17 protein-coding genes are annotated in these 19,323 nt (G+C 71.1%); 3 read left to right on the top strand and 14 right to left on the bottom strand.

The window, feature by feature from the left end; all coding sequences use genetic code 11:
* Together E1287_RS28760 and E1287_RS28765 are read right to left on the bottom strand one after the other, a co-directional pair.
* On the bottom strand, window positions 1–1,233 hold a 1,233-nt coding region (locus tag E1287_RS28760), incomplete at its 3' end, for a CocE/NonD family hydrolase (protein ID WP_279507181.1).
* A gap of 87 nt (window positions 1,234–1,320) precedes the next feature.
* The gene (locus E1287_RS28765) at window positions 1,321–2,037 is read right to left on the bottom strand and encodes a TetR family transcriptional regulator (RefSeq protein ID WP_131968260.1); all 717 of its coding nucleotides are present in this window, start codon (window positions 2,035–2,037) and stop codon (window positions 1,321–1,323) included.
* Window positions 2,038–2,130: 93 nt separating this feature from the next.
* Here E1287_RS28765 and E1287_RS28770 point away from each other — a divergent pair, with 93 nt between their 5' ends.
* Window positions 2,131–2,874, top strand: coding sequence for a siderophore-interacting protein (locus tag E1287_RS28770; RefSeq protein ID WP_131968262.1), 744 nt, complete (start codon window positions 2,131–2,133; stop codon window positions 2,872–2,874).
* A 4-nt stretch (window positions 2,875–2,878) separates the two neighbouring features.
* Here the strand turns inward: E1287_RS28770 and E1287_RS28775 are convergent, their stop codons facing one another.
* The 8 genes from E1287_RS28775 to E1287_RS28810 form a co-directional block, all read right to left on the bottom strand.
* Window positions 2,879–4,147, bottom strand: coding sequence for a thymidine phosphorylase (locus E1287_RS28775; RefSeq protein WP_131968264.1), 1,269 nt, complete (start codon window positions 4,145–4,147; stop codon window positions 2,879–2,881).
* A 4-nt stretch (window positions 4,148–4,151) separates the two neighbouring features.
* Window positions 4,152–4,556: a cytidine deaminase gene (locus E1287_RS28780; RefSeq protein WP_131968266.1), complete on the bottom strand. Its 405-nt coding sequence runs from the start codon at window positions 4,554–4,556 to the stop codon at window positions 4,152–4,154.
* Window positions 4,557–4,560: 4 nt separating this feature from the next.
* The gene (locus tag E1287_RS28785) at window positions 4,561–5,916 is read right to left on the bottom strand and encodes an ABC transporter permease (protein ID WP_131968267.1); all 1,356 of its coding nucleotides are present in this window, start codon (window positions 5,914–5,916) and stop codon (window positions 4,561–4,563) included.
* Window positions 5,913–7,241, bottom strand: a complete 1,329-nt coding sequence (locus E1287_RS28790; protein WP_243719500.1) for an ABC transporter permease — start codon at window positions 7,239–7,241, stop codon at window positions 5,913–5,915. Before E1287_RS28790 ends, E1287_RS28785 begins: the two co-directional genes overlap by 4 nt.
* The gene (locus E1287_RS28795; RefSeq protein ID WP_131968269.1) at window positions 7,238–8,809 is read right to left on the bottom strand and encodes an ABC transporter ATP-binding protein; all 1,572 of its coding nucleotides are present in this window, start codon (window positions 8,807–8,809) and stop codon (window positions 7,238–7,240) included. Before E1287_RS28795 ends, E1287_RS28790 begins: the two co-directional genes overlap by 4 nt.
* 142 nt (window positions 8,810–8,951) lie before the next feature.
* Window positions 8,952–10,010: a BMP family ABC transporter substrate-binding protein gene (locus E1287_RS28800; RefSeq protein ID WP_131968271.1), complete on the bottom strand. Its 1,059-nt coding sequence runs from the start codon at window positions 10,008–10,010 to the stop codon at window positions 8,952–8,954.
* Between the two features lie 198 nt (window positions 10,011–10,208).
* Window positions 10,209–11,501, bottom strand: coding sequence for a M20 family metallopeptidase (locus E1287_RS28805; RefSeq protein ID WP_131968298.1), 1,293 nt, complete (start codon window positions 11,499–11,501; stop codon window positions 10,209–10,211).
* Between the two features lie 481 nt (window positions 11,502–11,982).
* A complete protein-coding gene (locus E1287_RS28810; protein WP_131968273.1) occupies window positions 11,983–13,149 on the bottom strand; it encodes a glutamate--cysteine ligase in 1,167 nt (388 codons plus the stop codon).
* A 512-nt stretch (window positions 13,150–13,661) separates the two neighbouring features.
* Here E1287_RS28810 and E1287_RS28815 point away from each other — a divergent pair.
* A complete protein-coding gene (locus E1287_RS28815) occupies window positions 13,662–14,900 on the top strand; it encodes a D-alanyl-D-alanine carboxypeptidase (RefSeq protein WP_243719501.1) in 1,239 nt (412 codons plus the stop codon).
* Window positions 14,901–15,061: 161 nt separating this feature from the next.
* Entirely contained in the window at window positions 15,062–15,514 is a 453-nt protein-coding gene (locus E1287_RS28820) for a nuclear transport factor 2 family protein (RefSeq protein ID WP_131968277.1), read from the top strand.
* On the opposite strand, the gene E1287_RS28825 is transcribed toward E1287_RS28820, so the two are convergent.
* The 4 genes from E1287_RS28825 to E1287_RS28840 are packed head-to-tail and all read right to left on the bottom strand — an operon-like array spanning window position 15,484 to window position 19,271.
* A complete protein-coding gene (locus tag E1287_RS28825; protein WP_131968279.1) occupies window positions 15,484–16,500 on the bottom strand; it encodes a YihY/virulence factor BrkB family protein in 1,017 nt (338 codons plus the stop codon). The two genes, E1287_RS28820 and E1287_RS28825, sit on opposite strands and share 31 nt — an antisense overlap.
* A 46-nt stretch (window positions 16,501–16,546) precedes the next feature.
* Window positions 16,547–17,146: a 2'-5' RNA ligase family protein gene (locus E1287_RS28830; protein ID WP_243719502.1), complete on the bottom strand. Its 600-nt coding sequence runs from the start codon at window positions 17,144–17,146 to the stop codon at window positions 16,547–16,549.
* On the bottom strand, window positions 17,136–18,224 hold the full coding sequence (gene trpS / locus E1287_RS28835) for a tryptophan--tRNA ligase (protein WP_131968300.1): 1,089 nt from the start codon (window positions 18,222–18,224) through the stop codon (window positions 17,136–17,138). The genes E1287_RS28830 and trpS overlap by 11 nt, the downstream gene beginning before the upstream one ends.
* Window positions 18,225–18,242: 18 nt before the next feature.
* Window positions 18,243–19,271: a hemolysin family protein gene (locus tag E1287_RS28840; protein ID WP_243719503.1), complete on the bottom strand. Its 1,029-nt coding sequence runs from the start codon at window positions 19,269–19,271 to the stop codon at window positions 18,243–18,245.
* Window positions 19,272–19,323 lie beyond the last annotated feature (52 nt).

The raw sequence follows: 19,323 nt of genomic DNA on the forward strand, positions 1-19,323 counted from the left end.
GGCCGAGGGGGCGGGCCAGTCGCGATGGGTTTCCCAGTTGCCGGGAGTGCGTTCGAGGTCGACCTTGGGCTGGCGCATGATGTCGTTGCGGACGCCATAGAGCTCGTGCGCGAACCAGAGGTTCAGCGCGTCGAGCCATGCGCCTTGGCGGACGTCGAGAGGCTCGTCATGGGCGGCCTGGTGAATCCAGAGTTTGCGGTTGACGCCGGCCTTCTTCAGGCCGTCCCAGAGAAGGGACATCTGGAGGGGCTTGACGTTCCAGTCGGCGAGGCCGCTGGTCATGAAGACGCTGGCGCGGAAATGCGGCGCCTGCTTGGCGAAGTTGCGGTCGTCCCAGGCGCGGTTGTAGTCGCCGGTGACGCGGTCCATCTTCTTTTCGATGTCGCGCATGACGGGCGCGCAGATGGCGGGGTTCTTGCGGGACAGGACGACCTTGGCGTGCAGGTCCAGATCCTCGCCCTGCCAGCCGTCGGGGGCGACCACGCCGCCGTTGGCGCGGTATTCGTCGTACCAGTTGGAGACGCCGGAAATGGAGACGACGGTCTTGAGGCCCTTGACGCGGGTCCCGGCGGTGGCGAGGGGCAGGGTGCCGTCGTAGGACTTGCCCGCCATCGCGGCGTTCCCGGTCGACCAGTTCGCGTCGACCTTCTTGCCGTTCGCGTCGTACGCGACGGCGTCGCCCGTTAGCCATTCGACGACGGATTTCATGCCCTGGGCCTCGTTCGGGCCGACCGAGGTCGGGCAGCCGTCGGAGTCGCCCGTGCCGAGGGTGTCGGCGGCGATGAAGGCGTAGCCGCGGGAGACGAAATAGTTGTCGTAATAGGGGAACGCGTAGTTCGGCGCGCCGGGCGGGGCGGACGGGGGCGTCCACGGCGCGAGGCGCGGGTAGTCGGTGACGTCGGCCGGGTGGTAGGGCGTGTCGTGCAGGCCGCCGTAATAGGGGCTGCCCTCGATGATGGACGCCACCTTGAGCCCGGCGTTCGTCTCCTTCGGGCGGGTGACGTAGACGGATACGCGGTCGCGTTTTCCGTCGCCGTCGCTGTCCACCCTGGTCTCGACGAAAAGCTTCTCGCGAATGGCGTCCTTGTAGGAGAAGACGGGCTGCGTCTTGCCGTCCTTCACGACGATGTGAGGACGTGCCGTATCGGCGTGAGCGGGCAACGACAAGGCGCCTGCCGCCAAGGTCGTCATGCCCGCGAGCGCCGCGACGGGCAGGAGTGAGGCTCTCAACATCCGCTCCTTGATCATTGAAACAAACCTGATCAGCTTCGCAGAGCAGCGCGAACCTCCGTCAACGGTGATTGTTCACAAAGCAGCCGGTCAGGCCGGTGGCGGCTCGTAGTCGAGTCCGAGCAGTCCGGCCATGTCCCTGAGGCATTCCTCGAAAATGGGTTCCACGTCGGTGTAGATGTAGTCGAGCTGGTTCAGGACTTCCATGCAGAGAAGCCCGTAGAGCCTGATCCAGCAGGACGTCGTCACGTGGACGACCTCGACGGGCAGCTTCATGCCCAGGCGGTCGATGTAGGCGCGCAGTTGCTCGCGGATGGCGGGCGGCAGGTCGTCCGGGACGGGGAACGGGCTCGTCTCCCACAGCGTCGCGATCTCCTCCTGGAAGACCCGCTCGAAGTCGCGTCCGGCCAGGTTGCGGGCGGAGTCGGGGCTCCGGGTGACCGCGGACGGGACGGGGCTGGTGAAGATCCAGCCGAACTCGGCGGGGTGCGCGATCGCCCAGCCCCGCATGGAGCGGCAGGTCGCCAGCAGGCGGGCGGAGATGGTGCCACCGGCGGCGCGCTGGGCATCGCGGGCGGCGCGCATCTCCGCGGCCAGTTCCGCGAAGAAGTCGGCGGTCACGGCCTGGACGAGCTCGTCGTGACCGGAGAAGTAGTGGTACAGGGCGGGGCCGCTCATCCCGACCTCCCGCGCGACGGCGTTGATCGTCACCGCGGCGGGGCCCCGCGTGGTCAGCAGCGTGCGCGCCGCCTCGCGGATCTCCGTCAGGGTCTCCTGCCGCAGCCGGTCGCGGCGGCTCGGGCTCATGGGCGTCCTCCGGATCGTTCGCCGGCCGTTGACAGTCTAGGGCTTCTATGTTTCCTTAATACCTCTAAAACATTCTAGAGGGGGTAAGGAGTCATGGCCCGTAACCCGCTGAACCGGCTGGTCGGCAAGTACGCGATGGACGCGGAGGTCACCGGCGTCGGGGAGGTCACGCCGACGATGAAGAGCATCCGGCTGGTGGCCGAGGCGCCGATCGAGTTCCGCTATTCGCCTGGGCAGCACGTCCGGGTCCAGATCAACGACCCGCTCTCGCTTCACGGGCTGCTGCACCCCGTGGAGACCCTCCGCAGCTACACGATCTGGGAGTTCGACCGGGACGCGCGGGAGCTGGAACTCCGCGTGCACCTCTACGACGGCGACGGCATCGGGCTCAGGTGGGCGCGGGACGTGAAGCCCGGCGACTCGGTGACGTTCTGGTGGCCGCAGGGGGATTTCACCGTCCGGGAAGCCGGTTACCACGTGTTCGCCGGGGAGGAGACGGCGTCCGTCGCGTTCGGGCCGATGCTGCGGGAGCTGGACGCGTCCGCGCGGGTCTACGGGGTGCTGGAGAGCGAGACGCCCGAGCTCGACCCGCCGCTGCCCGGCCCGCACCGGCTGGACCGCGTGCATCGGGAGGGCTCGCCCGCGGCCTCGTCAAAGGTCATGGTCGACGCCGTGGCACGGCTTGACCTTCCCGACGAGCCGGGCGCCGCCTATGTGGCCGGAGAGGCCCGGACGTGCCAGATGGTCCGTGACCACTTGGTGCGCGACCGCGGGTGGCCGCGCACGTCCGTCAAGGTCAAGCCGTTCTGGACGCCCGGCAAGCGCGGCCTGCACTGAACGGCTAGGAGATCCGGTCGATGACCAGGGGGTGCAGGGTCGCGGTGCCGTCGATCTCGTACGCGCCGTCCAGGGATTCGAGGGCGCGGGGCAGGCGGGTCTCGTCGTCGGTGTGGAGGGTGAGGAGGGGGTCTCCTTTCTCCACGGTGTCGCCTGGTTTGGCGTGGCAGGTGATGCCCGCGGCGAACGAGACCGGGTCCTCCTTGCGGGCCCGGCCCGCGCCGAGACGCCAGGCGGCCACGCCGACGCCGTAGGCGTCCAGGCCGGTCAGGACGCCCGAGGACGGCGCCGTGACGGTGTGGCTCTCGCGGGCGGACGGGAGCGGCGCGTCGGGGTCGCCGCCCTGGGCGGTGATCATGCGGCGCCAGACGTCCATGGCTGAGCCGTCCTTGAGCGCGTCGGCCGGGTCCTTCGAGGTGAGCCCGGCGGCGGCGAGCATCTCCCGGGCGAGGGTCAGGGTCAGCTCGACCACGTCCGGCGGGCCTCCCCCGGCGAGCACCTCCACCGACTCCGCGACCTCGACGGCGTTCCCGACCGCGTTGCCCAGCGGACGGTCCATCGCGGTGAGGAGGGCGGTGGTGCGCAGGCCGTTGTCCGTGCCGATCGCGACCATCGTCTCGGCCAGCTCGCGGGCGTCCTCCACCGTCTTCATGAACGCGCCGGAGCCGACCTTGACGTCCAGGACGAGCGCGCCCGTCCCCTCCGCGATCTTCTTCGACATGATCGAGGACGCGATCAGCGGGATCGACTCCACGGTGCCGGTCACGTCGCGCAGCGCGTACAGCTTGCGGTCGGCGGGGGCCAGGCCGCCGCCCGCCGCGCAGACCACCGCACCGGCCGCGCGCAGGACGTCCAGCATCTCCGCGTTCGACAGCGACGCCCGCCAGCCGGGGATCGACTCCAGCTTGTCGAGCGTCCCGCCGGTGTGGCCGAGGCCGCGTCCTGACAGCTGCGGGACGGCCGCCCCGCACGCCGCCACCACCGGCGCCAGCGGCAGGGTGATCTTGTCGCCGACGCCGCCGGTGGAGTGCTTGTCGGTGGTCGGACGGTCCAGCGCCGACCAGTCCATGCGCTCGCCGGAGCGGATCATCGCGTCCGTCCAGCGAGCCACCTCGGCCCGGTCCATGCCGTTGAGGAGGATCGCCATCGCCAGCGCCGCCATCTGCTCCTCGGCGATCGCGCCGCGCGTGTAGGCGTCGACGGCCCAGTCGATCTGGTCGGGGGTCAGGGCCCCGCCGTCCCGCTTGGCGCGGATGACGTCGATGGCGTCCAACGGATCACACCCTCTTGATCAGGTCGTCGGGGCCGAACGCGTCCGGCAGGACGTCCGACATGGGGAGGATGCCCTTCGTCGTCTCGATCTGCATGGTCGCGCCGCCGAACTCCCAGAGGAGCTGGCGGCAGCGGCCGCACGGCATCAGCGTGTTGCCGTGCCGGTCGACGACCACCACCGCGACCAGGCGCGGGTCCTCCGACTTGCCGGGGCCGTGCAGCGCCGACACGACCCCGCATTCCGCGCACAGGGCGACCCCGTACGCGGCGTTCTCGACGTTGCAGCCGCTGATGATCCGGCCGTCGTCCACCAGCGCGGCGGCGCCGACCGGGAAACCGGAGTACGGGCAGTAGGCGCGCTTCATCGCCTCCCGCGCGGCGTCGCGCAGGGCAGGCCAGTCGATCTCCATTGCCTTATCGTGCCTCACCGCGCCGGTACCGGAGCCCGTTCGCGGCGGGCATGCGCAGCCGCTGGCTCGCCAGGGACAGCACGAGCAGCGTCACCAGATGCGGCGTGAACGAGACCAGCTCGCCGGGGACGAGGTCGCTCATCAGGAACCACACCAGCAGCCCGGCCGCCGCGACCAGCGCCAGCACGGAGCCGAGGTAGGCGTTGCGCACCTCGCGGTGTCCGAGATCGGTCACCGCCTCCGGCCGCAGCCGCGTCCCGCGCACCGCCTGCCACACCGCCACGCCGACCAGCAGGATCGTCACGAACAGCAGCAGCGCGTGGACGGACTCGCCGCCGCCCCGGACGTTCATCGCGTCGGTGTAGCCGAACAGCAGCGAGCCCGCCATCAGGCCCCCGGGCCGCCAGTTACCGAAGATCATCGCGGCGAGGCCGATGAAGCCGCGGCCGTTGGTCTGGCCGTCCTGGAAGAGGTTGCCCGCGACGGTGACGAGGAACGCGCCCGCCAGCCCGGAGAACCCGCCGGAGATGATCACGGCGGCGTACTTCATCCGGTAGACCGGGACGCCGAGGGACTCGGCGGCGTACGGGTCCTCGCCGCAGGAGCGGATCCGCAGGCCGAACGGCGTCCGCCACAGGATCAGGAAGCTGAGCGGCACCAGCAGCAGCGCCACGAACGTCAGCAGCGACATCTCGTGGGTCAGGCCGCGCAGGATGCCCGCCAGGTCCGACAGCAGGAACCAGTGCCGCTCCTCCAGCGAGCCGAGCCAGTCGGGGCTCTGCCAGCCGCCGATCTTCCCGCCGGACAGCACCGGCAGGGTGAGCGTATCTATCGAATCGACGGGCGGGGACTGCCGCGGCCCGCCGCCGAGCGCCTTCGCCTCGCCCTTGTCGAAGACCAGTCCGGCGAGGAACTGCGTCAGGCCGACCCCGAGGATGATGATCGCGACGCCGGACACGATGTGGTCCACGCCGAACGACACGGTCGCGATCGCGTGCAGCAGCCCGCCGAGCGCGCCGCCGATGACCCCCGCGAGGACGCCGATCCAGGGGCCCCACTGGTAGCCGGCCCAGGCGCCCGTCCAGGTCCCGAGGATCATCATGCCCTCGAGTCCGATGTTGATCACGCCGGCCCGCTCCGACCAGAGCCCGCCGAGCCCCGCCAGGAAGATCGGCACGGCGAGGCGGAGGGAGGCGCTGACCGTCCCGCTGGACGTCACCGGGGTCGCGTCGTCGATCACGCGGACGAGCGAGAGCAGGACGAGCAGCCCCGAGGCGATCAGCAGGTAGTGCGGCCAGCGCAGCTTCCGCCTGCCGTTCGCGGCCTTCTTCAGTGCCGCCATCCCGGACGCGGTGCTCATGAGCCGCTCCCCGTGCTCCCCGTGGCCTCGCGGGCCAGGTCGTGGCCGGTGGCCAGCTCCACCGCGACGGTGCGCTGCTGCAGCCGGATCTCCCAGCGCCGGACCAGCTCGTACACGATGACGACGGTCAGCACGACCACGCCCTGCATCACCCCGACGATCTCCTTCGGCACGTCCACCTCCTGCAGGATGTCGGAGGTCTGGTCGAGGAACGCGAACAGCAGCGCGGCGAGCGCGATGCCGGCCGGATGGTTGCGGCCGAGCAGCGCGACCGTGATCCCGGTGAAGCCGAGGCCCGGCGGGAAGTTCAGCGAGTACTCGTGGGACGCGCCGAGCAGCTCCGGCATTCCGATCAGCCCGGCCAGCGCCCCGGACGCGACCATCGTGTAGACGATCATGCGTCGGGCGTTGACGCCGCTGGCCTGCGCCGCGGACGTGGACAGCCCCGACACCTTCAGGTCGAACCCGAACCTGGTGTGGTTGATCACGACCCAGAACACGACGCCGACGACGATCGCGACCGGCAGCAGCCCGTACACCTCGCCCGGCAGGTCGATCCCGATGGACGACAGGAAGCCGTTGAGCGAGCCGACGCGCCCCTCCTCCGGGATCTTCGGCGTCGCGACGTTGTTGCTGCCCGGCCGGAGCTCGGCGAGCCGCTGGTCGTTCAGCAGGTAGGCGATCACGCCGGTCGCGATCGCGTTCAGCATGATCGTGGACAGCACCTCGCTGACCCCGCGGGTCACCTTCAGCACGCCCGCGATCGCCGCCCACAGCCCGCCGACCACCATCGCCGCGACGATCACCAGCATCTGCCCGAAGGGCGCCGGGAGGGTGAGCGCGCCGCCGAGCACGGCGGCGAGGAACGCGGCGAGCCGGTACTGGCCGTCCACGCCGATGTTCAGCAGCGCCATCCGGAACCCGATCGCCACCGCGACCGCCGACAGGTAGTAGCGGGTCGCCCGGTTGACGATGTCGACGATCGAGTTCTCGCTGGTGCCATAGTCGATCATGCTCTGCACGGAGCTGAACGGGTCGGCGCCGGTGACCCGCAGCAGGATCATCGTGATGACGAGGGAGATCAGCAGCGCCAGCAGCGGAGAGCCGATCCGCAGCGCCAGCCCGGTCGGGCCCAGCCCCTGCATGATCGCCTTCCACGCCGGCACCGGCTCCGGCACGTCCGGCGGCGGCTCCCCCTTGGTCAGGTCCGGCTTGGACGGCTCGGGGCCGGGGGCGTCGTCGTCCGGCGGCGGACCCGGGTCCTTCGGGTCGCTCATGCCCGGTTCCTCCGGGTCGGTCATGCCCGGGTCCTTCGGGTCGCTCATGAACCGGCTCCGGCGCCGGTCATTGCGGAGCCGAGCTCCTCCGGCGTGACGGTCTGCGGATCGACCTCCGCGACCAGCCGTCCCCGGAAGATCACGTGCAGGGTGTCGGACATACCGATGAGTTCCTCAAGATCGGCGCTGATCAGCAGCACGGCCAGCCCGTCCGCGCGGGCCTGCCGCAGGTGGTCCCAGATGGCGGCCTGGGCGCCGACGTCGATCCCGCGCGTCGGATGCGCGGCGATCAGCAGGTGCGGCTCGCCGGACATCTCCCGCCCGACGATCAGCTTCTGCTGGTTGCCGCCGGACAGCGCGGCGGCGGGCACGTCGATCCCCGGCGTCCGGACGTCGTAGGCCTGGACGATCCGGGTCGTGTCGCGGCGGGCGCCGCGCCGGTCGATCCACGGGCCCCGGACGTTCGGCGGCTGCGTCTGGTGGCCCAGCATGCGGTTCTCCCAGAGCGTCCCTTCCAGGACGAGCCCGTGCCGGTGCCGGTCCTCCGGGATGTAGGCGATCCCGGCCTCGCGGCGCCGCCGGGTCGCCCAGTGGGTGATGTCGTCGGCGCCGCGTGTCATTGTGGGGGGACGACCCCCCACGCCCCCCGGCAAGAACCGGATGGTCCCGGCGTCCGAGTGCCGGATCCCCATGATCGCCTCGATGAGCTCGGTCTGCCCGTTGCCCTCGACGCCGGCCAGCCCGACGATCTCGCCGCGGCGGATGCGCAGCGAGACGTCGTCCACGACGGGACGGCCCTCCGGGGTCAGCACCTTCAGGCCGGAGACGTCGAGCTGGACGTCCTCGGTGACCGTGGACTCGCGCAGCTCCGGCGTCGGCAGCTCCGACCCGACCATCAGCTCCGCCAGCCGCCGCGACGTGACCTCCCGCGGGACGAGCCGGGTCGCGACGGTCGTGCCGCGGCGGATCACCGAGATCGTGTCGGCGACCGCGAGCACCTCGTCCAGCTTGTGCGAGATGAACAGCACGGTCAGGCCCTCGGCGCGCAGCTCCCGCAGGTTGCCGAACAGCTCGTCGACCTCCTGCGGGACGAGCACGGCGGTCGGCTCGTCCAGGATCAGCACGCGGGCGCCCCGGTACAGCACCTTGAGGATCTCCACGCGCTGCCGCTCGCCGACGCCGAGCTTCTCGACCAGCACGTCCGGGTCGACCCGCAGCCCGTACGCCCGCGACATCTCCTCGATCCTGGCGCGGGCGGCGGCGAAGTCGATGCCCCCGTACCAGGTGCGGGGCTCGGCGCCGAGGACCACGTTCTCCAGGACGGTCAGGTTGTCGGCCAGCTTGAAGTGCTGGTGGACCATGCCGATGCCGCGGGCGATCGCGTCGGCCGGGGTCCGGAACGAGACCTGCCGCCCTTCGACCTCGATGGTGCCCTCGTCCGGCCGCTGCATCCCGTAGAGGATCTTCATGAGCGTGGACTTGCCGGCGCCGTTCTCACCGCAGAGCGCGTGCACCTCGCCGCGCTCGATGGTGAGGTCGACGTCGTGGTTGGCCACCACGCCGGGGAACCGCTTGGTGATGGATGTCAGCCGCACGGCCGGCACCTGGTCGGGCACGAGTCGCCCCCTCCTCTTGACCCGGGACCGCACCGGGCGTCACCCGATCGGTGACGCCCGGTGCACGATTACGGCCGTGCGGAACGGGCCCGGTCGCGGCCCCCTGCTGGGGGACCGGGACGCCGTCCGCACCCGGCACGCGTCACGCCTTGGTCGGGACCTTGATCGTGCCGTTGACGATGCCGGCCTTCAGCTCGTCCAGCTTGGCCTTGACGTCGTCGACGTGGCCGCCGGACGGCGAGTAGCCGACGCCGTCGTTCTTCAGGTCGTACTGCTTGGTGCCCGCCTGGAAGGTGTTCTTCGCGACGCTCTCCACGAACTCGTACACGGCGAGGTCCACATGCTTGATCATCGACGTGAGGATCTGCTCCTTCACGCCGGCGACGGCGGGCTGGTTGTACTGGTCGGAGTCGACGCCGATGGCCCACTTGCCGGCCGCGCCGACGGTCTTGATGACGCCGATCCCGGCGCCGCCCGCCGCGTGGTAGACGACGTCCGCGCCCTGGTCGAGCTGGCCCTTGGCGGCCTCGTTCCCGAGGCCGGTGTCCTTGAAGCCGTTGAAGTTCGGCGGCTGCGTCAGGTACTTCGGCGGCAGGATCTTGATGTCCGGCTTGGCCTTCTTCGCCCCGGCCTGGTAGCCCGCGAAGAACTTCTGGATCAGCGGCACGTTGACGCCGCCGATGAACCCGATCGTGCCTGACTTGGACTTCAGCGCCGCGGCGGCGCCGACCAGGTAGGACCCCTGCTCCTCGGAGAAGCACGCGCCGAGGACGTTCGCGCCCTCGACCTTGCACTGGTCGGCGTCCACGACGAGGAACTTGGTGTTCGGGTAGTCCTTGGCGACCTTGACGATCGAGGTGGTGTAGGCGAAGCCGACCCCGATGACCGGGTTGTAGCCCTTGTTCGCCATCAGTCGCAGGCGCGACTCCTTGTCGGCGTCCGGCTCGTCGGGCTTGGCGGAGATCTCCTCGGTCTGGAGGTTCAGGTCCTTCTTGGCCCGGTCGAGCCCGGCGGCGGCCGAGTCGTTGAACGACTGGTCGCCGCGCCCGCCGATGTCGAAGGCGAGACCGATCTTCAGGGTCTTCTTGCCGTCCTCGCCCCCGCCGCCGGTCTCGGCCTTCTTGCCACCGCAGGCGGAAGCGCTGATCAGCAGCGCAGCACCCGTCACGGTGACGAGCGAAATCTTCAGTCCACGGCGCAAGGTGCGCTCCTTCCGTTCCCCACCCACGGGACGGTGGCCGCTCCGGTCGACCGGCCACCGAAATCGATCGGACGGTACCTCGCGAATCAGTGCAAACTTCCCGCTTGCACTGATTCGCAATCCGTCCGTTACCAAGGCGTAGGCATCTCGCCACGGCTCCGCACGCCCGGTCAGCGCCGCAGGTCAGCGGGGGGAAGATCAGGCCAGGGCCGCACCCTCGATCGGTTCGGCGTCGCCGGGACGGCCGCCCTCCCACAGCGCGGTCAGCGCGGTCGCGCTCAGCACCCGGACGCCCACGGCGAGGCACCGCTCGTCGACGTCGAAGTCGCCGCGGTGCAGGTCGTACTCGCCGGGCGAGCCGGGGGTGCGGACGCCGAGCCTCGCCAGCGCGCCGGGGATCGACTCCAGGTACCAGCCGAAGTCCTCGCCGCCGAGGCTCTGCGGGGTGGGCACGACGCCCTCCTCGCTCATGACCTGCGCGGCGGCGTCCCGGAACATCTGCACGCTGGCCGCCTCGTTCACGGTCGGCGGGACGCCCCTGACGTATTCGAGGGACGCCTCCACGTCGTAGGCGGCGGCGACCGACTGGAGCAGCGCCTTCATCATCTCGGGGGCGCGGTGCCAGGCGTCGTCGTCGAGGCAGCGGACGGTGCCCTCCGCGATCCCGTCGTCGGGGATGGCGTTGGCGACGGACCCGGCGGACACCCGTCCCCACACCAGCGACAGGCTGGAGCGCGGGTCGACGCGGCGCGACAGCGCGGAGGGAAGCTCGGTGACGATCTTGGCGAGGGCGTAGACGAGGTCGGCGGTCAGGTGCGGCCGGGCGGTGTGCCCGCCGGGCCCGGTGACCTTCACGTACACCTTGTCGCAGGCCGCGGTGATCGGGCCGGTGCGCAGCCCGAGCTGCCCGACCTCGATGCGGGGGTCGCAGTGCAGCGCGAACGCCCGGTCGACGCCCACGATGCCGCCGGCGGCCATCACGTCCAGCGCGCCGCCCGGGGTCTCCTCGGCGGGCTGGAACAGCAGCCGGACCCGGCCGGGCAGCAGCCCCGCCTCCGCCTGCTGCGCGAGGAACAGGCCCGCGCCCAGCACCATCGCGGTGTGGACGTCGTGGCCACACGCGTGCGCGACACCGGGGACCGTCGACCGGTACGGGACGTCGGACTTCTCGTCTTGCAGGGGGAGCGCGTCGATGTCGGCGCGCAGCGCGACCGTGCTGCCGTCCGCCGGGCCGACGTCGCAGAACAGGCCGGTGCCCTTGGGGAGGATCACCGGCTTCAGGCCCGCCGCGCGCAGCCGCTCGGCGAGCCTCTTGGTCGTGCGGTGCTCGGAGTACCCCAGCTCGGGGTGCATGTGCAGGTCGCGGCGGAACGCGATCAGCTCGTCCTCGTGCGCGGCGAGGAAGGCGTCGAGCTGCGGCTGCAGCACCGCGCCGCCGAGCACCGCCGAGCCCGCGGACGCGGCGCCCGGCGCCGGGGCGCCCGGAACCATCTCGCCCGTCACGGACTCCTGCACAAGACTTTCGTCCGGGACCGTTCCTTTCTGGACGGTTTCGGCTGGAATGTTCCCTGGGATGTCCTCTGGGACGTCCTTGCCGCCGGGCGGGCTCCCCGCCGCCGACACCGTGTCACGCGCCACCATCCCCGACGGCGGAACCGCCTCGTCGCGGCCCCCGGAGCCCGCGGGCCCCGAGGCGGTGGGTGGTTCAAGGCCGGGCATCACCCCGGGCCTCGGATGTGTCATGTGCGCCCCCTGTGCGACGGCGGAGCCGGAGGGCCTCCGCCCTGTTGTCACCGTGTTGTCTTGGTCCGAGTCGGCCTTGCGTTCCGCCTTGCGTCCGGCCTTGCGTTCGGCCTCGCGTCCGGAAACGGGCTCTCGGGCGGACGGCGCCGCGGGAGGCGCCTCGTGAGCCGGAGCCGCCTCGTGGGCGGGGATCGCGGCGCCGGGCGGGTTCCCCGGGACGCCCGGTTCCTCAGGCGCCGGCATGTGCGACCTCCCCCAGTGTGACGAACCTGTCCTCCGCGAGTTCGACGATCGCCGCGTCGACGATGTTCTCCAGCGTCCCGCCGTCTGCGCGGATGGCGCGCTGGCGCTCGTACGGGGCCCCGTGCTCCAGGACCTCGCCGGCCACCTTGAGCTCCTCGGCGCAGCCGAGCCGGTCGGCCACCGGCTCCAGCTCCCTGATCAGCTCGTACAGGTCGTCGCGGAGCGGCGCGGTGTTCCCGCTGTCGTCGGTGATGACGATGGCGTCGAGCCCGTACCGGGTCGCGCGCCACTTGTTGTCGCGCACCACCCAGGCGGCCGGGCGGGGCAGCGTGTAGCCGCGGTCGAGCTGCTGCTCGAACAGCGTGACGAGGCTCTGGCAGAGGGCCGCGGCCATGCCGACCTCGCGGAGGGTCGGGATGCCGTCGAACATCCTGATCTCCACGGTGCCGAAGTCGGGATGCGGACGGATATCCCACCAGACTTCCTTGATGCTCCGGATAGTCCCAGAACGCAAGAGCGTGTCCATGTAATCCTCGAACGCCGCCCAGTCGTCCAGCAGATGGGGAGGACCGGCCGTCGGCAGCTGACCGAAGACGACCGCCCTGCACGACGCCAGCCCGGTGTCGCTGCCGCTCCAGAACGGGCTGGACGCGGTGAGCGCCAGGAAATGCGGAAGGTAGGAGGACAGCGCGTTGACGATCGGGATCGCCCTGTCACCGTCGGAGACGCCGACGTGGACGTGAACGCCGAACGTCTGGATGCGCCGCGCCAGCCACTGCATCTCCTCGATGAGCTCGGCGTAGCGCCGCATCGGCGCCATGACCGCGTCCCGCCAGTCGCTGATCGGATGGGTGCCGGTGCAGGCGATCGCGAGGCCGCGGTCGGCGGCGGCGGCGCGGAGCACGGCGAGCGTCCCGGTCAGGTCGGCCTTGGCCTCGCCGACCGTGTGGCAGATTCCGGTCACGACCTCGACCGTCGACTCCATCAGCTCGTGGCGGACCGGGGGGTTCTCCCCGTCCTCGCTGAGCGACGGCAGGGCGGCGAGCACCTCGCGTGCGTCCTGCCGCAGGTGCCTCGTCTCCGCATCGACGAGCTGGATCTCCCACTCGACGCCGAGCGTCGCCCCGTTCGATGCGTTGAAGTCAATGGCCACGGCCAACCTCCGTCCACAATCCTTGCAGGTCGTTGCGTGGCACGTGGCGCAATTCAAGCCAGCGGGTCCCTAAGCCTGGACAAACGCCGGTCCAGGTCACGTGTTCACGTGTTCGCTCCATGATGGCGTCCGCGGTTCCCGCACTGCCCGGTCTCCATGCCCTTTGCGAGCCATTTGACTCATGCGGACGGTCGGCGAGCACGCGGAGCCCCTACCTTTCGGTCATTGATCTTGTCTGCGGCACCATCCGATCGAACTAGTCAGTCCGTCCCAAAATACCGTCGATGACAGCCTGTCACCGATAGCGGTCGTCCCTTACATACCGTGGCGTCCCGGGTGGTCCCGGGTGCTCCCGCGTGCGCCCTGCGTCGCGTACGTACCGTGCTTGCCGTGTTCGCGTCTGGGTACCCCTTCGCCGGATACGTCGCCTAGTCTTCGGGGGAGTCATGGGCGTCACGCGTACGCGCGTCGGGAGCGATCGGGCTTCCGCGGGATCGAGGAGCGTCGGAAGCTTGCGAGCAGAGTGGCGAGAGCGGACGAGCGTCCGCCGCGCCCTGACGGTGATCACAGTACCGCTGACCACGGCGTCCCTCGCCGCGGGCCCCGCCTTCATCGCCGCCCCGGCGACGGCCGCGCCCCCGCCCACAAGGCTCGCAGGGCTCGCCGGGACGTCGCCGGAGGACACGGTCGGCGGGCCGCAGCTGGCCGGGCGCGGGATCGTCCTCAACAAGGCGCCCGGCGTCCCCGCGCTGCCGAAGATCAAGGCGGGCTCGTACCTCATCGCCGACGCCGACACCGGCGACGTCCTCGCCGCCAAGGACCCGCACGGCCGGTACCTGCCCGCGAGCACGATCAAGACGCTGACCGCGCTGACCCTCATCCCCAAGCTGGACCCGAACGCGCTCGTCCGGCCGTCGCAGACGGCCTGCAACGTCGAGGGCACCAAGGTGGGGCTCACGCCGAAGATGCGCTACAAGGTCTCCGACCTGTTCCACGCGATGCTGATGATGTCGGCCAACGACGCGTCGGTGACGCTGGCGGAGGCGCACGGCGGCATGAAGAAGACGCTCGCCGACATGAACGCCGAGGCCAAGCGGATCAACGCCCACGACACCCTGGCCGGGTCGCCGAACGGGCTGGACAAGGACCTCGGGCTGAGCGTCCGCACCCAGCACACGTCCGCGTACGACCTGGCGCTGATCCTGCGCGAGGGGATGAAGAACCCCGCCTACCGCCGGTACATGCAGGCGATCGACCACAAGTTCCCCGCGCCGCCGACAAAGCGGGAGCGCAAGAAGGGCAAGAAGGTCGGCGGGTACCCGATCCACACCCACAACCGCATGCTGCCGGGCGAGCGGCACTCCTACACGGGCATGCTCGGCGGCAAGAACGGCTACACGATCGCCGCCCAGCAGACCTTCGTCGCGCAGGCGAAGCGCGGCGGGCACACCATCGTGATCTCGCTGATGAAGGCCGACCAGCCGCCGTCGGAGTACGCGACCGAGCTGCTGAACTGGGGCTTCGCCGCCCGTGGCAAGGTCGAGCCGGTCGGCGCGCTCGTCGCCCCCGGCAAGCCCAGGTCGGACGGGAAGGACACCGCGGCCGACGGCGTGCTGCCGGACGCTCCGCTCGCGTCCGACGACACGTCCCGCATGTGGCTGCTCATCGGCGGCGGGACGGTGGGCGCCCTGCTGGCCATCGCCGTTCTCTTCGTCGTCCTTCGGCGGCGGCGCCGCCTGGAGTCCCGCTGAAGCGTGCCGGAGCGGGCGGCCGGAGCCGGGTGGTAAAGGTTCGCTCAGGGCGTTCCGGGACGCTGGTCTGGCGGCGCGGGCGGGCTTACGCTCGCGGTGGCGCCGGTGGCCTCGCCGCCGCCGCAGGGACGGCGGACCGGTGCCGCAGGAGGAAGCGCGCCATGTCCGACATGCAGCTCTCCATGGCCGGTGCGTCCGTGTTCGGCGACGGCACGCGAGAGCACCCGAACGTGACCCTGCTGAAGGACGGCTACACGGCCTTCGCGAAGGGCGACATGGCGTTCATCCGCGGGCTGCTCGCCGAGAACGTCGTGCACCGCGTCCCGGGGCGCGGGCCGCTGTGCGGCGAGTACCGGACGGCGGAGGAGGTCCTCGGCTTCTACGTCCGGCTGTTCGAGCTGTCGGGCGGGACGTTCCGCGCCGAGCCGTACGCGGTGATGGCGAACGACGAGTACGGCGCGGCGCTCGTCCAGACGTACGCCGAGCGTCCGGGACATCCGGGGCGCGTCCTGGACGGCCGCGCGGTGGACCTGTTCCGCATCGAGGACGGGAAGATCACCGAGATCCGCACGCTGGCGGAGGATCAGTACGCCGACGACGCCTTCTGGTCCTGAGCGGGCGGCCGCGCCGGCTGGGCGGGCCGGGCGGGCTGGTCATCGGGTGCTTCGACCCGCTCCGGGTTGTCGGCGTCGGCGGTGAGGACGACGCGCCGGGTGGCCGTCCACGCGGCGACGAACAGCGTGAACCGGGACACGACGTTGATCCACACCATTAGCCCGACCAGGACGGCGAACGCGCCGTAGACCGGGTTCGCCGTCGTCCGCGCGATGAGCAGCGTCGCGATCAGCTTGAGCAGCTCGAAGCCCACGGCGCCGAACAGCGCGCCGCGGATGATCCGCCGCCACGGCGCCCGGGTGCCCGACAGCCGGGTGAACAGCACCAGGAACACCACGGTGTTGAACGCGGTCGCGCACGCGAGGGACAGCAGCCGCAGCCCGGTGCCGGCGCCGGTGACGTCCTGCAGCCCGAACCAGCCGAGGACGGAGTGCGTGGCCGACGTCGTGACCGTCGAGACCGCCATCCCGCAGATCAGCACCGCGCCGAGGAACGCCAGGACGGCGACGTCCCACAGCCGCTTGACGGCGTAGTTCCCGCCGCCGCCGGGCTCGTTGCCCCACATGTCGCGGAGCGCCTCGCGCAGGACCTGCACCCACCCCTGCCCGGTGACCAGCAGCGCGGCCAGGCCGATGACCCCGACGGTCGTCTTGGACTGCGCGATCTCCTCGACCCTGAGCTGGTCGGACAGGCCGGGCAGCAGCGAGTTCACCGCCCGGACGAAGTAGTCGCGCGCCTCCGCGCTGACGCCGACGACGTAGCCGAGCAGCGAGTACGCCAGCGCCAGCAGCGGGAAGAACGACAGGAAGCCGTAGCAGGTCAGCGCGGCGGCGAGCCGGTCGCCTCGCCGCTCCTGGTACCGGTTGAACGCCCGCACGTGGTGGTCGAGCCAGCTCCAGCGTCCGCGGGCGTCGCGCAGCAGGCCCTTGACGCGGGCGAACAGGGCCTCGCTCCCCCGCCGGACCCTGTTGACCACCTGCCGCATGTACGGTGCGTACCCACTCGCGGTCAGTCGATGCGGCGGACGGTAATCAGCCGGTGAAGACGAAGTCACGTTGGGGGCGCCAGACGCCGTCCAGGCCGTGCTCGTACAGGGAGAAGCCCCACGCGTCGATGTCGGCGCTGTAGCCGGCGAGCTCCTTGAACGCCTTGTCCATGACGTCGTCGGGCAGGTGGTGGGCGATGGTGACGTGCGGGTGGTACGGGAACGGCAGCGGCCGGGCGAGCGGACCCGACAGAACCCTCGCCTGGACGCGTTCGCAGCCGCCGATTCCTTCGGCGAGCGCGACGAACACGACCGGGGACACCGGTCGGAACGTTCCGCTTCCGCGCAATTTGATCGGGAACGGCTCCTCGGTTCGGGCGATCTCCCGCAGATGGTCCTCGATGTCGCCCAGCGCGGACTCGTGGACCTCGGTCGGCGGGAGCAGCGTGATGTGCGTCGGGATCGCGGTGGCGAGCGGGTCGCCGAACGAGGCGCGCTTGGCCTGCAGCAGCGCCCCGTGCGGGTCGGGGATCGGGATGGCGACGCCGATCGCGCGGACCCCGGGGGCCGGCCGGGCCATTCCCGCGAAGGTCGCCTCCCCGGGGCCCTCCGCGGCGGCGTCGTGGGATGGGCGGTCAGCGACCACGTCCCACGAATCCCACCCGGTCGCGGACGGTGTCCATCGTCCGCGCGGCGACCCCGGACGCGCGTTCGGCGCCCAGCGCGAGGACTCGGTCGAGCTGCTGCTCGTCGTCCAGCAGCTTCAGCGTGCGTTCCCTGATCGGCGTGAACGTGTCGACGACGAGCTGCGCGAGGTCCTTCTTGAACTGCCCGTAGCCGGAGCCCGCGTAGCGCTGCTCCAGCTCCTGGACGGACGCGCCGTCCAGCGCCGCGTAGATCCGCAGGAGGTTGGTGATCCCGGCCTTCTTCTCCTCGTCGTAGACGACGTCGGAGCCGGTGTCGGTGACCGCGCGCATGATCTTCTTGCGCATCGGGCCGGGCTCCTCCAGCACGTCGATGATCCCCTGCGGGGAGGACGCCGACTTGCTCATCTTGGCCTCGGGCTCCTGCAGATCGGTGATCTTCGCGGCCCCCCGCGGGATGTGCGCCTCGGGCGGGACGAACGTCTCGCCGAACCGGTTGTTGAACCGCTGCGCGAGGTCGCGGGTCAGCTCCAGATGCTGCCGCTGGTCCTCGCCGACCGGAACGCGCAGCGCACGCTCCCCCTCGCCCGGCTCCGGCGTGTACAGCAGGATGTCGGCGGCCTGCAAGATCGGGTAGGTGAACAGGCCGACCGTGGTGCCGCCCGTCCCCTGCTTGGACGACTTGTCCTTGAACTGGGTCATGCGCCCGGCCTCGCCGAACCCGGTGATGCAGCCCAGCACCCACGCCAGCTCGGCGTGCTCGGGCACGTGGCTCTGCACGAACACGGTGGCGCGCTCGGGGTCCAGGCCCATCGCGAGGAGCTGCGCGACGGCGACCTTCGTCCGGCGGCGCAGCACCGCCGGGTCGTGCTCGACGGTGATCGCGTGCAGGTCGACCACGCAGTAGAAGGCGTCATGCGTGTCCTGCATGGCGACCCACTGCCGCAATGCGCCCAGGTAATTGCCGAGGTGGAACGAGTCGGCGGTGGGCTGGATGCCGGACAGCACGCGGGGCCTGACGACCCCGCCCGTCTGCTGAGGTCGACTGGACGCGGCTGCTGGGCTGGACGCTTCGGGCATGTGCACGGACCGATTCTCTCAGGTGTCGCCTGGGGCTCCACCGCGGGTGGCGCCGCTGGTGGCGGCCTCGGCGGCGCCGCCGGCGGCGGCGCTGCCGGTGGCAGAGCCTGCGGCGGTGTCGCCGGTGGCCGCCCGCGGGGTCGCGGACGGGGTGGCGGGCATCGCCGTGACGGCCTGCGGCGTCGCCCGCGGGGTGACGCGCACGCGGGCCACCCGCCGCCCGTCCATCCGGGCCACCGCGAGGCGGTGGCCGCCGGCCTCCACCGAGTCGCCCTCGGCGGGCACGCGGCGCAGCACCGCCATGATGTGCCCGGCGACCGTCTCGTAGGGCCCGGCGGGGAGCCGGATGCCGGTCTCGGCGGCGAAGTCGTCCAGGTTGAGCAGGCCGTCGACCTCGACCACGCCGCCGTGCAGGCGCCGTGCCTGCGCGTCCTGGACATCATATTCGTCGCGGATGTCCCCGATGAGCTCCTCCAGAAGGTCCTCCATCGTGACGATCCCGGCGACGCCGCCGTACTCGTCCATGACGATCGCCAGGTGGCAGCCCTCGCGGCGCATCTCCGACAGCGCCGGCAGCACCCGCTTCGACGACGGCAGGAACTTCACCGGACGAACAAGATCACCGACAGGCCCGTCCTTCTCCGGGGGGTCGGGGGCCAGGAGGTCGCGGATGTGAACGAAGCCGATCACCTCGTCATGGGACTCGCGGCAGACGGGGAACCGGGAGTGCGGGCTGCCCGCGGCCAGGCGCGCGGCGGCGGTCAGCGGGAGCGCCGCGTCCAGGAACACCACCTCGGTGCGCGGGACGAGGACCTCCCGCAGCGGTCGCTCCCCCGCCGCGAACACCTCCCCGATCAGCGCCCGCTCGTCCGCGGTGAGCTGCGTGTTCTCAGCCACGAGGGCTCGCATCCGCTCCGCCGTCAACTCCTCGCGGAGCGCGCCCGGGTCACCGCCGGACAGCCGCACGACAAGGTTGGTCGAGCTCGACAGCAGCCACACCAGAGGGCGCGCGAGCCCCCACGGCGGCCGGGACGGCGTCCGGTCCATGGGTTCAGCCTTCCCCGTTCGGCGTTGCGGATAGCCTGGTCTAACCCCGCCG

It is taken from the genome of Actinomadura sp. KC06 (genome assembly GCF_004348735.1).
Taxonomy (GTDB): domain Bacteria; phylum Actinomycetota; class Actinomycetes; order Streptosporangiales; family Streptosporangiaceae; genus Spirillospora.